Annotated in this window: 10 protein-coding genes; 4 read left to right on the top strand and 6 right to left on the bottom strand. The window is 58.5% G+C overall.

The features are described from left to right. The first annotated feature begins 687 nt into the window (after positions 1 to 687). Entirely contained in the window at positions 688 to 1086 is a 399-nt protein-coding gene (locus VWZ85_RS16080; protein ID WP_416589101.1) for a thermonuclease family protein, read from the top strand. Between the two features lie 181 nt (positions 1087 to 1267). On the opposite strand, the gene VWZ85_RS16085 is transcribed toward VWZ85_RS16080, so the two are convergent. The 6 genes from VWZ85_RS16085 to VWZ85_RS16110 all read right to left on the bottom strand — a co-directional run bounded on the left by VWZ85_RS16085 (position 1268) and on the right by VWZ85_RS16110 (position 9096). Then, positions 1268 to 1960, bottom strand: a complete 693-nt coding sequence (locus VWZ85_RS16085) for an SOS response-associated peptidase (RefSeq protein WP_416589103.1) — start codon at positions 1958 to 1960, stop codon at positions 1268 to 1270. Between the two features lie 1146 nt (positions 1961 to 3106). After that, on the bottom strand, positions 3107 to 4951 hold the full coding sequence (locus VWZ85_RS16090) for a TniQ family protein (protein WP_416589105.1): 1845 nt from the start codon (positions 4949 to 4951) through the stop codon (positions 3107 to 3109). Positions 4952 to 4953: 2 nt separating this feature from the next. Then, on the bottom strand, positions 4954 to 5931 hold the full coding sequence (locus VWZ85_RS16095; protein ID WP_416589107.1) for a TniB family NTP-binding protein: 978 nt from the start codon (positions 5929 to 5931) through the stop codon (positions 4954 to 4956). Positions 5932 to 5933: 2 nt separating this feature from the next. Beyond that, positions 5934 to 8093, bottom strand: coding sequence for a Mu transposase C-terminal domain-containing protein (locus VWZ85_RS16100; RefSeq protein WP_416589109.1), 2160 nt, complete (start codon positions 8091 to 8093; stop codon positions 5934 to 5936). Then, positions 8093 to 8419, bottom strand: a complete 327-nt coding sequence (locus VWZ85_RS16105) for a hypothetical protein (protein ID WP_416589111.1) — start codon at positions 8417 to 8419, stop codon at positions 8093 to 8095. The genes VWZ85_RS16100 and VWZ85_RS16105 overlap by 1 nt, the downstream gene beginning before the upstream one ends. Continuing rightward, a complete protein-coding gene (locus VWZ85_RS16110) occupies positions 8419 to 9096 on the bottom strand; it encodes a hypothetical protein (RefSeq protein WP_416589113.1) in 678 nt (225 codons plus the stop codon). The genes VWZ85_RS16105 and VWZ85_RS16110 overlap by 1 nt, the downstream gene beginning before the upstream one ends. A 132-nt stretch (positions 9097 to 9228) precedes the next feature. On the opposite strand from VWZ85_RS16110, the gene VWZ85_RS16115 reads away from it, so the two are divergent. The 3 genes from VWZ85_RS16115 (at position 9229) to VWZ85_RS16125 (ending at position 16274) form a co-directional block, all read left to right on the top strand. Next, positions 9229 to 9648: a hypothetical protein gene (locus VWZ85_RS16115; RefSeq protein ID WP_416589114.1), complete on the top strand. Its 420-nt coding sequence runs from the start codon at positions 9229 to 9231 to the stop codon at positions 9646 to 9648. Positions 9649 to 10498: 850 nt separating this feature from the next. After that, positions 10499 to 10993 carry a hypothetical protein gene (locus VWZ85_RS16120; protein WP_416589115.1) on the top strand — a complete coding sequence of 165 codons (495 nt, stop codon included), beginning with the start codon at positions 10499 to 10501 and terminating at the stop codon, positions 10991 to 10993. A gap of 103 nt (positions 10994 to 11096) precedes the next feature. After that, complete coding sequence (locus VWZ85_RS16125; protein ID WP_416589116.1) at positions 11097 to 16274, top strand: DEAD/DEAH box helicase; 5178 nt, start codon at positions 11097 to 11099, stop codon at positions 16272 to 16274.

A 16274-nucleotide genomic window follows, 5' to 3' on the forward strand; every position in this document is an offset into this window, starting at 1 on the left:
TAGCCAGATAGTCAAGGTAGAGACCGCCTCTGCCATGAAAATACTAGCAGTAGAAAAACTACGAGCTCTTGCGTAGGTTTCAGTATCTGGTTGTGCATGGTAGGTTTGAGGAAACTACGTTCCAGCATTTTGACTGTTTCTGAACGACCGCTCCGGGCTGGGAGTTCCTCTTGCCAAGGCTGCAGATTTCTGGAAGAGAAGGCCATCCTTATCCATCACAAGCGCATCCTTTGCCTTTACGACAGGTTTTGCTGCGACTAATACAAGAGTCGCCACAGGCTTTGCCCTTGCGGCAGGTCTTACAGCAAGCGGCATTCCAGATCGTTGTCTCAGTGTCGATGCCAAGCGCACGAAGGCGTTTCCAGGTTGCCGCCGTGTAGGCAGCTGGGCTGGTACTTTCTTGTAGATCCGACATGCTGTGGTTCAGATCAGCCGCGACTGCATTGTCCCCAATACCAATGAAAACGAAAACTGCCAGTACGTTTAAAAATTTGCGCATGGTTCCCCCGGAAAATGAATCACCTATAAATTGAATGGATCGTGCGGCATTAAGCTGACCCATATCAAGTCGGGATGGGAGCGGTGGCAGCAACTTTAGGCTGTCCTCGGCTGGGTTCGATGCTACGGAGACGGCAACAGTTTCGAACATTAGGGCGTAGCAGAATGAGACTATCCAGTGCGGTCGCGATGAGACCAGCAATTGCCGTGGCGCTCGCTCTAGTGGTTTCAATTCCCGCTTTGGCTGCTGGTCTACGGGTGCGAGATGCTGACACAATCGTGGTTGATGGAACACCAGTTCGACTACAGGGTGTCGATGCGCCGGAGTTGAAAACCAGAGCGGGGAAGGACGCCAGGCGTTGGATGGTCAACTTCCTCGCAGGTAAGAGTATTGAATGCAGCCTGAACGGCGAACGTTCTTATGATCGCTACATTGGTGTCTGCTATGCTGAAGGCCAAGATATTGGGGCGGCGGTTATCGCTGCGGGCCATGCGCTCGATTGTCGCCGCTATTCTGGTGGGCGATATCGTCATTTGGAGACCCCCTCCGCAAAGTCGCGAATACGCCGTGCTTCTTACTGCCATTGAACCCGCTCTGTACTGCGAGAGTTGATCGCAGGGCGAGCTCTATTTCGTTGCCATTTTTTGTCGCGCTATCGCACCATGGAGCGTCTCCCTAGGAAAGCCCTCTTCCTGCCATCTGCGTCAGTGCCCCGAGTCGATGTTGCACTTGGTAGGAATGTTGCAGAATGGCTGAGACAGAGCGCTGCTAGAATAGCGTGCCATTTGGCTCGATCATTTCGATGCAATCGTCATCGCGCCCAAAGGGGGCAACTTTATGCGCTCTCATTCGGTCGTTCCAAGCTAGCCCTAGTTTCTGTGCTTCGTCGGTCTCAGGGGCCGCTGAGAGCCAAGGGTCGATCTGATCATCCGCAAGGATCACCGGGGAGCGTGCGTGTATCTCGTTGATCTGGGGCAACGCCGGTCGCGTCAGAATAGTGCACGTGTGCAGGTCATCTCTCAGGTGCGAATAGAGCCCGGCAAAGAACAGGGCAGGGGCGTTGCTATCGGTCGTGATCCACCAGGGTTGTTTATTGCCCTTTGGTCCGGTCCATTCGTAGTAGCCTGCTGCGGGGATGATGCATCGTTGTGAACGCCACGCATTGCGGAAACTGGGCAGACCGGCCGCTGTCTCGATCTTCGCGTTGAAGGTGCTGCGCTTCCAGTCCTTTACATCGCCGCGATGCCAGCTTGGCACGAACCACCAGCGGGCCGTTGTACTGAACAGTCGCTTTCCATTCAGGTAGGCGATATCCACCAGCTGGGTAGGCTTTACATTCCAGCTCGCTGACAGCTCAATCGCATTGGGGTCGCGCACCGGTATAGGCGGGCCGAGGAAGCGGCGCTCCAACTCATATAGCTGTCGCCATGTAAGGTCTGGCCTGCCCAATCTTCCACACATGAAGTTTGTACCTCTAGCCTACCGGGTGCTGTTAGACACGATAGACCGATACTTGAATTTTGCAATTTGTTCCCGTAATGTTCCTGACGGCTAATGGAGGCGTTGAGGTGCCGCACGTAATGCATATGTGGTGTGTCTGCGGCCATGTCGGGACAATAGAGGTGTCTTATAGAGCTGATCCTGCCCCTGTTTGTGCCCGCGCGCGATGTACAGTTTGCGGGCGCCTGGGGCAGATTGAAGACATACGCATTGGCTGGACTGATGATGCGTCTTGGGATCGAAGAAAGCAAAAAAGATAGCGCTAGAGGTGTTTTTGGCTTGTTTCTTGTTGCAGATGAGATCGACGTAACTTGCTCCGTAATCCGCATTATTAACGCGCAAGTGTATCTAAGTAAATGAATTAAAACATATATGACGTGCCTCTCGACCGCACCATTTCACATTTTGATGTGAAGACATCCAAAAATCCAAAACTCTCAGCAGCCTGCGCCCTGCGGCAAACGGTCTATCTGTCGTAGGCCCATGGTGATTTGATGGCCGCGTTGAAGATGGTTCTTGTCCCAAGAGCCATCGCTTTTCGTCGGCATTCCAGGGGCTTGACAGGAAATCGCTCACAGGCTCGATCGTTTCACCGAGGGGGAGGCCGATTGGTTTCTGGCAGGATGCGTGACTCACGGTTCGAAAACTGAGTGTTGACCATGTCTGATCTCTTCTAGCTGACGGATGCGCAGCTAGCGAGTTTTTTTTCGCTCTTCCCGGGAGCCGATGGCGAACTCCACGTTGAAGGCAGGCTGCTTTTCCTGAAAGAAACCTCCAACAAAGTCGGTGTTTTGCAGAAAGTATGCCTAATAGAAAACCACCGAGAGCGGGGCTCCCGGTGGTCTCTTTACTGTGCATCAGAAGGCTAAGAAGCGCCTCTGAATGGGCAGGTCATGCTGCGTCCGACTATCGAGATGTCGGGACCACTGAAAAAATGCCATTGATGCCCGCGCCCACCTTGTAAGTCATTGTTTTAAAACACCCCATATCTGCGCAAAACCAGCCGGGGCGGCTTTTCTGCCATTTTCCACGGGATTATCTGCCATCGAAAGTTCCAAAAAAATGCCGCCCGAAGGCGGCAATCTGCGTGGTGCATGCATTGGGAGGTCAGATTTCCAAGGATTCCGGCAGGTCAGCCCTTCGATACAGAATCGCGCCCAGGGTTTTCGGGTCGAAAGCCGGTTTCACTTCGTGCGCAGCCAGCATCCGTTTCAACTGAGGCTGCTTGCATTTCGCCTCGATCAGAAGGCTTTTGAAGGTCACGTACCTGCTGCGGAAGCAGGCCATGGCGGCGGGCGTGACCCACGCGTCTTCTTCGCCCGGAACGCTAACAGTTTTCAGAACTGTCCCGCCGAACTTGCCTGAGACCAACCGCTTGCCGGCAGCCGCTCCGATGCCGAGCATCATGAACGCAAGACCGATACTCATGCCGGGCCGCCCGCGCTGAGTGAGGGATTTCACCTCGCGCGGATCGACCAGGAGGCCGCTGAGGCCGGGCTCATTTTCGAGCCGCATGACCCGCTGCAGCCGGCCGCCAAACACAGCGGAAAGGACCAGCTGCATCTTCTTCCGGCTGATTTCAGCGCTCTTTGCCAGGCTGACCATGCTACCGGGAGCCTCGCCGACGGGAGTGGCAATGCGCTCGATGCTGGCAAGAAGCGCGTCCACATGCTCACGATCGACCGCGCGGCTGATCTTGCCCAGTTTCAGCCCGCCGTCGTGCAACGGCGTCAGCAGCCCTTCGTCCATCAAGGCTGCAACCATAGGCCGGGACGCATTGAGAACCTGCGGCAACAGCGTGACCGCAACCGCCCGTTTCATCTCCGCAGCCACCGTTTTGCCGGTCTCGTAATTCACAAGCACATGGGATCCCGGCAGCTCCGCCTCGGTCTCCGAGATCACACCTTTGGCCCGGAGCACATTCTTGAGAGTGACATCATTAACACCCTCAGATGCCGCCAATGACGCGATACTTCTCCGGCGCGGTTGCATCCCGGTTTCCCCGAGCAGCGGCTGCCCCGCCTGCACATCCATGTTATCCAGGATATGTTCGCGCAGGATATCGCGGATCGGGCCCGGATCCTTGGACAATTTCGACGAGGCAAGCCAGGAGTAGAGCATGCCGTAAGTCGTGATCCGGCGCAGGCGCCCGTCGCAACGGCCCTGCACATCTGCAAGAAGAAGGTCCAGTGCCCTTGTGATACCCTCCTGCCCACGGGACGTGTACGGCCACCCTGCCCGGCCAGCTTCATCCCAGTCCATCTGCCCCATGCCGCGGGCCTTGGCGCCAGCACCGAACCTCAGAACTGCCCCCAGCATCTCGGTTGCGCGGACTGCCTGTTCGATCCCCTGGCCATCAAGCCAGTCCGGCCCCTTTGAGTCCTCAAAGCGCCCAAGCGCATAGTCCTGAAGCGGCGACGGCGCGCGGGCCGGCAACGGCTCCGCCAGCGCCTGCAGCTCCGCACCGGTTTCAGGCACCAGCAGCTGCAGTTCCCGGGCCTTGCCGTCCCAGGCATCACGCTGCCGCTCGATCAGGGGCAATTGATGGTGCGGGCAAACCCTGACCGGAGCCAGCAGCCACTCCAGCCGCCCCCGCCGCCGTGCGTGGAGACGGCTGGCGCCACCTTCATCTTCGGCCAGGCAGGCAGGGCAAAAGCGGGTCGCACGGCCGGTCATGAAGTCCTTGGAGAACACCTCGCCGCGCAACTCAAAACGCCTGCCGTCCAGGCTGCGGATGGTGTGATGCCCAACCACATTGTGGTCCTGACCAGCCAGTTCACAGAGGCGCCGGATCGCATCTGCATACCCGCCCGCGAGCCGCATGAAGGGCACATCCATGTCATTGAGGAAAGGTCGGAGGCCGCCACCGGTGTGCAGGGCGGCAAGACGCGCAGCCCAGGACAGCGGCGTCTCACCAGGTGCAAACGGAAGAGAGGGATACAGCTTGTCCATGGTCATGCCCTCTGCTTCCGCTTGCGTTTGGCCGGTTTCCTGGGCTCTTCCTCCTCATCGGACGCATCCGGGTCGATCATCCACCATTCCGGAACCTCGAACACATTCTGGTCGAGCGGACATCCCTCGTCGAACGCCCAGGCTTCAGAGAAATGCCAGATATCCAGAGCCGCCTCACCATGGTTCAGCGCCTGCTCGATTGCCGCATTGATGGTCTCGATGCAGCGCCCGAACCTGTAGCGGGAGGCATGGAACAGCCTGTCGACCAGATCCTCCTGCTGAGGGGGTTCCAGTTCCGCGCGGGCGCAGTATTGCTTGATCAGGGTGGCGAACTGCTCCTTGTCCGTATGCACAGCGACCGGTTTCAGGTTGATGGTGGAAAACCGGCGCTTAACCTGCGCGTCGGTGCGGATGATTTCCCGGAGCCTTTCGGTACCGGACAGGATCACGATCACCGGGTGCTCCCCCTGCATCAGCGTCTTCACCGCCCTGAGGATCAGGTTCCGGTCGGCACAGAACAGGTCATGCGCCTCGTCGATCCACAGGACAGCGATCCCGAGCAGGTGGAGCCGTTCACGGAACACCTGGAGCTGGCTCCAGACCTCGCTGCGGCCGGACTTCACGGGGTAGCCGCTGCGGGTCAAAAGCTCCTGCGTCACGCTCTTCAGGGTCGCGGGGCTCGGCACCACCGTATCCAGGTAGAGAGGGCGCCCCTCCGGCATCTGGGAGAGCACAGAGTGCCGGGAAAGGCCCCGCTGCACCAGAGTGGATTTGCCGCCGCCGGGCCCGTCGATCACCAGGATGCCGCGCGTCTCGCCGGTGGACGTAAAGCGCAAAGCCTCGGGCAGCAGGTTGCCCGAGGTATCGCGTTTCAGGAGCCGGTCGAGGTGGGACGCGAATTCCGCATCCCTGGGAGATCCGACATGAAGGTTGCGCAGGGTTTCCAGGGTGCCGGCGATTTTTTTTGCTTGCTCAGTCATGATCAGTTGTCGTCGATGGTCCAGTCGGTGGAGTTGGATTTACGGCGTGCGGAGGCCGGTTTCTTGCTGGCGGTTTTCTCGGTTCTGCTGGTTTCTGCTTCTGGTGCCGGGAAAGAGCTGCCGATGCCGTCCTTGGCCTTCTGCAGCTGTTTGGGCTTGCCGAACCGGACGCCCCGGAAGATCCGTTTTTCCTCCCGCGCAATGCGCTCCGGCGACCAGTCCTCGACCACCAGATTGGCAAGTGCCATGGCCTCGGCGTTGCGTTCGGAGATCGCTTTGATCGCCTGCTGAACAACCTCGGTGTTGATCCGCTTTGCCTTGGGGTTCCTGGAACGCACGTCCCGGGTGGCCGACAGCCAGATCTGCGCGGGCACACCATCAAGCTCATGGTCGACGGCGGGAACAGTGAACCAGTCGCTGCCAAGCCGCACTTCGATGGCGCCGATGTCCTTGGGGTGCCAGCGCACGTCGACATCGCATTTGTCCTTGCGCAGCATCCAGTCGGCCAGCCGTTCCGAATGATAGCGGACGCCAAGAACGGTCAGGCCTTCTTTGCTGAGAACGCGCGTCATCCGGTGGCCGAAGACGAGCCGGCTGCGGCGCATGTCCGGAGACGGCCGGACGCCCCATTTCCCCATCAAGCGGCGCCAGGTCTCGGCGGGCGTCTTGCCGTCCAAACCACGGTGCGGAGTGTTGTGGTAGATGTCTACAACCCAGCGCACCAGAACGAAGGCCAGGTCGTCGAAGGTCAGAGCTGCGCGCTCTTCCGGCTTTGCGTCCCCCTTGCTGACGACGTCGGAAAACGTGCGGCCGGACAGGCGGGGCAGCAGGTCCAAGGCGACAGTGTTGAACACACGCTCAATGGTTCCTCGGACTTCCGGGCAGCCCGCGATTGCCAGTTCCTTGGTGATCCCAAGATCGGCACAAGCGAAGCGGAAGGCCTGCGACTTGAACGCAACTCCGCAGTCCGTAACGATCAGTTCCGGAATACCATACATGTCCCAATGACCGAGTGCGCCAACCAGATCAGCCCATTGGCCTTTGTTGGACACGACCATCTGGAGCACCTGTACCGCGGCCCGCGCTTTTGGCGCCGTGGAAATGACCATCCCCACGATGCAGCGGGTGGTGCAGCAGATCGCCACCGTCAGCGTCCAGCGCTTCGTGGTCTTGTCCAGGCCGAGCTGGCGGCGCTCCTCTTCAGTGAACAGGTCGATGAGCCCGCTGGAATGCATCAGCGTCATCAGATCGATTTCCCATTCATCGATCTCGACCCGCTGAAGCGGGCGGGTCAGGTTGAGCCCGTTCAGAACCGGCTTGAACTTTTTGCGGGCAGCCGCTTCGCCGTAGCGGGCCGTGATCACCGCAAACGGGTCGAGCGCCCGGATCGCGCGGCGTGTGGTTTCCCTGCTGGGCACATTGAGGGCAGGCAGACCGCGTTCTTTCCGCTCGGCATTCCGGTCCTCGAAGGCGATCTGAACATTTTCATGGATCGTCTTCATAGTCGGCCTCTCACAGCTCATGTAGCCGCGCACTTCCTTCATCAGCAGCCCGACCGCTTCAGGCCCAAGAACCCGATTGCGGTTCCCGCGCAGATGCATCGCGTCCAGCAGACCCGCCTGACCATCAAGTTCCGCCGCCTTGATCCAGGTCCTCAGCGTCCGGGGCTTTGGCGGAATCGAAATGTCCGCCGACTTGCCGGGATTGGCAACGCCCAAAGGATTGAGGTTTTCCGCGTACACCGTTGCGTAACCGATCAAAGCTTTTTCGTTGGCTTTGATAGCTGCATCGGTGCGGTTGATTTCCCCATTGCGCTCCATTTCGAGGAACGCCTCGACATAGGCGCTGCGCTTCGAGACCCGGGCGTTTTGGGTCAACGGCAAAGCGGACAGAAGGCTGGTGCTAGACTGCTGCTGCCGGGCCGCCTTTTCCGGATGGAAAAAATCCGCCTCAATGCGAAGACGTCCCAGCGACGACAGGCGGCTCAGTTCCTCATGCGAGAACTGATAGGCCCGACCAGTTCCATCCTCCATTTTCAGCGTTTTCCCAGCTTCATTCTCGAAGAGGAAGCTGTAAGACACCTCGTTGACGGTAATGCGGTCGAAGGCACCAATTGCGATGCGGGTTTTGCGATAGTCGTAAGACAGCTCCATCATTCCCATCAGACCTGCTCCTTCCTGAGGACCTGAGATTTCGGGGAGATATGCTCGTGGCTGACGTTCTGGAGGATGCCGTCCTCATCGTGCCATTCGAAGCCGGCCTGTTCGCAGACCTCACCGGTTTCAGGTCCGGTGGTCACTCCGAACAGGAGCCATTCCTCTTCATTGAAAAAGTCGATGCTGCCGCTGGAATGCATCAGCGTCGTCAGATCGATTTTCCAGTCATCGATCTCAATCCGCTGGTGCGGATGGTGCAGGTCCAGCACGTTCAGAACCGGCTGGAACGCCGCGTGTGCGACTGCATTGTGGTAGTCGTAGGACAGCTTCATCAGACCTGCTCCCTTTTGAAGACCTGGGATTTCGGGGAAATGCGCTCGTGGCTGACGAGCTGAAGTTGGCGGGACCGGAGCAGCCGGATCAGCGCCCGGAAGCCCATGGCGCCGCAGCCGGCACGGTCCCTGAGAACCTCCAGAGTTTCGATTCCCTGCATGTCCCGAACGGCTTTCCGCGCCGCTTCATCGGCCTCCGGATCCTCCTCGCGAACGGAATGAAGCAGTTCGGCATTGAACAGCTCGACCGGGTCCAGGTCCTCTTCCGTCAGCAGGCGGACATCGGCAACGAAGCCTGCTTTCCGCGCCTGATCCGAGATCCGGCACATCTCCTCGAAGAACGCGTCGCTCACGCCGTACGTAGGCCGCACGGAATAGGCGATAACCGCTCCATCGGTCTGCACCACCACGAAGTCGAAGTAGTGGGGGTGGAGCTCGCCGTCCGCATCGTGCCATTCAAAGCTAACCTGCTCGTAGATCTCGCCGGTTTCCGGCCGGGCGGCCAGGCAAAGGCAGAACTGCAGCTCGTGATGGCTTTCGAGTTGGACAATGCGTCCAGGACCATCGCCCAGGACGGCGTGGCCGGTGAAGTGCCCCTTGGAGGCCGCCGCGACATCGCGGTTGGCAAGGCTGGGTTCAGGAAGCCGGATGCCTTCCTGCTGAAAAGGATAGGACATTGATGTGTCTCACAGTTGAGTGGCCCGCGGCCCGGAACTGGGCAGCGGTGATCGCTCTCGGCCGGCACCAGGCACAGCTCTTCCGGCGCTCCGCCCCGGTGAAAACCGAATGCGAAAGCTGGGAGCTGACCGGTGCAGCGCGTGCTCCATCGGTCCCGGACGCAAAGCGTCCAGGCCGGATGCAGCCGTGGTGGTGAGGCAGTCGCCGTCCTTGAAATCCGGAGCCGGATTTGCTATGGAACTGTTGCTACACAGGCGGACTTTGATCTGCCTTATGAACGCGCTCGTTCCTTTGCCGAGGTTCGGGCGCTTTCATTTTTGAAGGGGTCATTTCTTCATCGGCGTTTCTCCTCGTTCAGTCAGTTTCAAATCAAGCCGGATCCTGAGCGAAAATCCCAGTACCGGGCACCCGAAGACGATAACAACCTGATCGTCTTCCGAGAAGGTTTTTTGTTGTTTTGTTTCAAAGTGATACAACGAAAACCAAAATTCCGTTTTCACTCCCACCCGCTAGATCAGGACCTTACAAATTGTGCCTGCGCCAAACTGTGACACAAGTTTCAGCAGTCCTACCGGCCGGGCAGAAATCCGAAAAAGAAAAGGCCGCTGCGTGTTTTCGCAAACGGCCCGGTCTCAAGGATAGGGAATGATCTGTCTTACACGTTCCGGCTCACTGCTCTTCTCGCAATCCAATGGCTGAAAACGGCATTCCGCAGCCACTGATTCGGTGAAGTCGTTATGAGCAAGAGCGGTGAACTGAACAGTGCCCTGCGCCCGATCCGGGAGGATCAGCCTATGAGGCGCGGGGCCGCAGATACGATATGGCGGTTCAGGTTCATGGGGAAAGAAGTAACTGATGCACAACCGGAGGGTCAAGCAGGTTTTTGACGAACTAAGCGAGGATATTTGGGGTTCATGAAGGCTATCCGCGCATTCGGTACAGGTGATTCCGGTCTTTGTATTCTCCTGGCAAAATGCCGTCACGCATTCCCAGCGTGATGTCCTTTGCGAGAATCACCGCAGGGTTGTGCGGGTATCCAAAGGAGGAATACTTTACTCCCTGGGAGGATACTTTGGAGTACTGCCAATGTAACCGTCCTGTATCTCCGCACTTACGACGCCTCTTGGATGCGGAAAATATCAAATTAAAACATGTTGTTACCATGGATTACCTCAAAGCCATCTGAAGATAGAACCCAGTTTCAAAACAATCATTTTGCGCGCATTTTGGATTGCCTACCTTCCGGCCCTCAGATAGCGTTGCGCAGGGCACAGAACATGGGTGCGCGGGCTTAAGGGCCAGGCCCTGAGACAGTTTTGAAAATGAGACCGGCCGGAACTTCGCTGGGGCGTCGAGCGGTACCTCGAGTTCAATGAGTCCCGCCTGTTCTGGGAGGGGCAAGTGAACAGAAGTGATCTGATCGACCAGCTCAGTGTTTCGGTGAACCAGGCGCCCATCGACGTAAACCGCTACATCAACTTCGCGCTGCCCAGCATTTTGTACGACAAAAGCGCGCGAACCTACGTCTGTGGCACCAATTTCAAGCCTCTGCGCATTGAACCCGACGCCAGCAAAGACCTCGCGCAACTGCGCCCGAACGCCGACGGTATCCTCAACCGCGAGGACTCCTGGATCGCCAATCTCCCACAATACGCGGACACCCCGACGCCGGTGCGCAGGTTTAATCCGCTGACCTTATTTTCAGCCGCTGGCGCCATCCGTCAATTGGAGGCTCAGGCAAAGGTCACCGCGCTCGACTACGGGATGCGGAATGGCAAAGAGCGGATCAAGGCCCGACAGGCATTGCTCCTCTACGCGGCTAAAGCGCCTCGGGTTAGACACCGCCACGGAGGCCCGGGCACTTGGGGGTCGGCAGATCGTCCTCATCAATCGTGACGCGGTTACCGTTGGGATTCAGCACGGCTTACCCGAGCTTTGCATTGTTGATAGCAGGTTCGATGAAGGCGCCGGTCGCGGCACCAAAAATTAAGGTTTCCTCATGAAAGCGTTTGAGTTCGACCATCAATTGATCCGTGCTTACGAGCATTTTTCGCGTTCCTTCAGCGCAATTCGGGCGCCCGACCTGAAATCCGAGATCGACGCCCAGTACGACGCCGGAAAATTCTGGCCTGATGCCCTCTTGTCTCTGAATCCTCGTTTCATGGCGGGACCGACGGTCGACGAACTCGTCACCACGGGTGATCTGGATGAGAGCACCGGCAAGGTCTTCCGGTTCGGCACGACACCACTTCGCTTTCATCGGCACCAAGCCGAGGCGATTGCGAAGGCGAAGCAAAGCAAAAGTTTTGTCGTCACTACCGGCACAGGTTCAGGGAAATCCCTTTGCTTCTTCGTGCCCGTTGTCGACGCCATCATCCGGGCGCGGCGCGCAGGAAAGCCGCGGCGAACAACAGCAATCATCGTCTACCCCATGAACGCACTGGCAAATAGCCAGATGAAGGAGATTGACAAGTTCATCGCTGGTTCTGGTTTGCCCAATGAGCTCAAGCCGGTGGTCAAGCGCTACACCGGCCAAGAAAGCCGTGAAGAGCGCGAGCGCATCGCTGCCAATCCGCCGGATGTTCTCCTCACGAACTACATGATGGCAGAATTGCTTCTGACGCGTCAGGACGATTTGGACTCGCAAGTCGTCTCGAACGCTTCCGGTCTCGAGTTTATCATTCTCGACGAACTCCATACCTATCGGGGACGCCAAGGGGCCGATGTGGCGGTTCTCGTTCGGCGCCTGCGGGACAGGTGCTCGCCTGACAAGGAGCCAATCTGCATCGGGACCTCGGCAACGATGGCATCCGAGGGATCGGACGAGAGACGAGCTCTTGCTGTCGCGAAGGTAGCGTCGCGTCTGTTTGGCACCGACATTGGCCCGGATGCCGTCATAGACGAGTCCCTGCAGCGCGCAACCGATGACGCCTTGAAGACCGAGCACGTCCAAGGCGCTTTGAAGAAGGTCCTGACGCAGCCCCTGCCGGACGTACTCGATGACGAAACCCTGAAGCGTCATCCTCTCTCAGTGTGGGCGGAACTGGAACTTGGACTGGACGACGGACTTGAACTCCGCAGAAAGAAGCCGATCCCTTTCGAAGAGGCCGTCGAAAAGCTTTCTCTGGCCAGTGCGGTCGATGCCGAAACCTGCCGAGACTATCTTGAGAAATTCCTGACTCGGGTAAGTCTGCCGGAGCATGAGCGCGGCGGCACGAAGGACGGTGCCTTTCTCGCTTTCAAGCTCCACCGTTTCATCTCCGGTGCCGGTGAAGTCTTTACGACGCTCACAGCCAAGCCGCGTCGGATCCTTCTTGAAGGGCAGCTCGAGGATCCCGAAGCACCAGGTAACCGCCTCTACCCCACGCGGTTCTGCCGAAACTGTGGCCAAGAATACCATGTCGTGACCAAGGTCGACGATGATGGGAGTCTGCGCTTTCTGCCCCGAAGCATCGACGACACGCCGCTCGACACTGAAGAAGACGAGGTTGCAGGGTATCTCTGTCCGGTGACGCCCGGCGATACTGACTTTCAGTTCACAGGAGAGCTTGAGGGTTACCCCGAAAGCTGGCGAGAAGAGAAAAACGGCATTGAACGGCTGAGAGGGTATCGCAAGAAGCGTATGCCGGTGTCCTACGTCGTGGGTGCCGATGGTCGCCACGGAGCGGGCGGAAACGATTTCTGGTTCATCCCGGGAAAGTTCGCGTTCTGCCTGTGCTGCCATGACGAACCGACGCAGGGGATGCGAGAGCGCAGCAAGCTGGCGGGGCTGTCCGGCGAAGGGCGAAGCTCGGCAACAACCTTGCTCGTAGCCAGCGCCTTGGAGTGGATGAACAAACCTGGCAGCGGCGTACCCGAGACGAAGCGGAAGCTTTTGGGGTTCACGGATAACCGTCAGGATGCAGCCCTGCAGTCTGGCCATTTCAATGACTTCCTGTTCGTAAGCCTGTTGCGCGGAGCAATCCTTCGCGCGGTCATTTCTGCTGACTCAGGTGGGCTCGCAGAAGACGAGTTCGGCCTGCAGGTGGTGAAGGCGCTCGGCTTTACTGCCGCCAACAAAGAGGCGCGCCAGCATTGGCTGCTGGATTCGAATGCTGGTGCCATCATTCGTGAAGATGCCCAGCGGTCGCTCGCGAAGGTTCTCGCCCATCGTGTCTGGACGGACCTGCGTCGCGGTTGGCGCTTCACCAACCCCAGCTTGTCTGTCCTGAACCTGATCGACGTGAGTTTCCTCGGCCTCGAGGAAATCTCTGAAGATCGCGAGCGCTTCATGGCCATCCATCCAGCGCTGGGAGACCTCAGCCTCGAACAGCGGCAGGCAATTCTCAAAGCGATTTTGTCCGCGATGCTCGAAGGCCTGGCTGTTCAGACCGAAGCCTTGGACCTGACTGTCCTCGACGGCGTCGCCCAGAAATCCCGAATGCTGCTTCAGGAACCTTGGGCAATTGACCAAAAGGAAAATCCGCGAGCGCGGTCCTCGCTTGTCCTGCGCGCGGGCAGCAAGAACGTCGTTACGCTGCGTGAAGAACAAACGCTTCTTCGGGCAGGTCCCAATTCGCGGATCGCACGGCTTGTGAACCGGAAGTCCGTTCTCGGCACGAAGCTGAACAAGGATGAGTACTACGAGTTCATGGAAGGGATGCTTGCCTTCCTGAGCGACGAAGGGCTGCTGGTGCCTGTCGAACTCGATAGCGATGTGACGGGCTGGCGCCTGTCTCCATCTGCGGTTCGGCTTGTGCCTGGACCGGCCCTCGATGATGAAACCCACCGCGGCAACCGTTATTTCCACGACCTTTACACCGCGATCGCCAGTGACCTTGGAGACGGGCGCAGCTCCTACTGGGGGCTGGAGGGTCGCGAGCACACGGCTCAGGTTTCGCAGAAGCAGCGAGAATGGCGTGAATGGCGGTTCCGTTTCGAGCAGGACGACATGGACCATCTCGCGACCTCGGAGTACAGAACGGAAATTCGGGCAACCGGCGAGTCTGACCGGTTCCTGCCCGCGCTTTTCTGCTCTCCGACCATGGAACTCGGCGTTGATATTTCCGCCTTGAACGCGGTCTACCTGCGCAACGTACCACCTACGCCGGCGAATTACGCGCAGCGCGCCGGTCGTGCCGGTCGATCGGGTCAGGCCGCGGTTGTCGTGACCTATTGCGCCTCGGGGTCTCCGCATGACCAGTATTTCTTCGAGCGGCGAAACGATATGGTGGCCGGTGTTGTGCGCCCGCCGGCACTCGACATCACGAATGAAGAGCTGGTCCGATCGCACCTGCATGCGGTGTGGCTTGCGGAAGCGAAACTGGCGCTTTCTCCAGATATTCCAGAAATTCTGGACCTAAACGGGGACAAGTTCCCGCTGAAGGACGACGTGCTGGCGGTCATATCCAAGCCCTCTCTGGTCTCGCAGGCACGGGGACCGATGGCTCGGGTCTTGAAACAAATTCTAGCGTCCGACGGAGGGCAAACCCCGATCTGGATGGACGACCCAGAAGAATTCGTTCTTCACACGGCCATGAAGGCCTCAGCAGAGCTCAACAATGCATTCGACCGGTGGAGGGATCTTTACAGGTCTGCCAGAAAGCAATTGAGCGACGCAAACACCCGCTCGGAGATTACGGGACTCTCGGGAGCCGATCGGCGCAAGATCAAGGCAGCGCAGATGCAGGCCCAGGATCAGATCGCCATCCTCGAACAAGGCAAAGCCTCGAATGGCTCCGACTTCTATTCTTATCGGTATCTGGCAACAGAGGGCTTCTTGCCCGGGTACAACTTCCCGCGCCTGCCGCTCTACGCGTTTGTCCCTGGCGAGGGTAAGACGGGGTCATTCCTGTCCAGAGCCCGCTTCTTGGCCATTTCCGAATTCGGCCCGCGCAGTCTGATCTATCATGAGGGCCGCGCCTACCGGGTCATGAAAGCCAAACTGCCGCCCGAGGTGCGTCAGGGCGACGGATCGGAGTTGGCGACCAAGGATATTTACATCTGCTCCAACTGTGGCGCATCGCATGAGGGCGAGGTCGAGCGTTGCCATGGGTGCAACAACCACATGGCAGGTGAGGTCCCCATCAAGAAGACTCTGCGCATCGACAACGTCGAGGCCGCCCCGACTGAGCGCATCACGGCGAACGATGAAGAGCGCGTTCGGCAGGGCTTTGACATCCAGACCGTCTTCTCCTGGCCGAAGAAGGATGGGCAGGTCCAAGTGACCAACGCCAAATTCGTCTGCGGCGAGACATCACTCTTGGCCCTGCAATACGCCAACAGCGCGGAAATCAGCCGTCTGAACAAGGGCTTGAAGCGCCGAAAGGACCAGACTGTCTTCGGTTTCCACATCGATCCAAGGTCCGGCTACTGGGCGAAATCCGACGACGAGGACAGCGACACGGACGTCCCGCCGGACGTGGTCAAGCCGGTTCGCATTGTCCCGATTGTCCGCGACAGAAAGAATGCTCTGTTGTTCCGCTTCGAAAAACCGGAGCAGTATGAGCCCCAGACAATTGCGACGGTTCAGCATGCGTTGCTGCGCGGAATCGAAGTGGTTTTCCAGTTGGAAGAAGGCGAAATCCTCGGTGAACCGCTGCCCGCGAGGGACAACCGTCGCGCTATCCTTGCCTACGAGGCAACGGAAGGCGGCGCCGGCGTGCTCACGCGCCTGATTGATGACGGAAAAGCAATCAACGAGGTGGCGAAGACCGCACTGGGTTTGATGCACTTCGAGAATGTGGATGCTGCGATTGCTGCGGGTGATGCGGATCTGTTGCAGGAGAAGAAAGACGGAAGCTGTGTTCGCGGCTGCTACCGTTGCCTGCTGTCCTACTTCAACCAACCGGATCATGAGCTGATCGACCGCTCGAGCCCGGAAGTGGCGCAATTCCTGATCGATCTTGCACGCGGCACAATTTCCCTTGCTGCGAAGTCAACCGCTGGAACGGTGGCATCACCATGGCTTGAGGCATTCAGCGCCGCAGGCATTCCCCAAGTCGATACGATGCCCGCGAGCTTTGGTGGACGCGAATTCGAGTTCGTTTGGCGCGCATTCGCGGTTGCCGTGACGACCGCTGACCTGACTGCAGAATCTGAGGCAGACGCGATGAACAAGGGCTGGGTCGTTTTTGGATTGCCTTCGGCACCGTCGGAAGGACTGCCGGATGGATTCATGAAGAATTTTGAAAGTTGA

The organism is Phaeobacter sp. JH20_29 (genome assembly GCF_048056175.1).
Lineage (GTDB): Bacteria > Pseudomonadota > Alphaproteobacteria > Rhodobacterales > Rhodobacteraceae > Phaeobacter > Phaeobacter bryozoorum.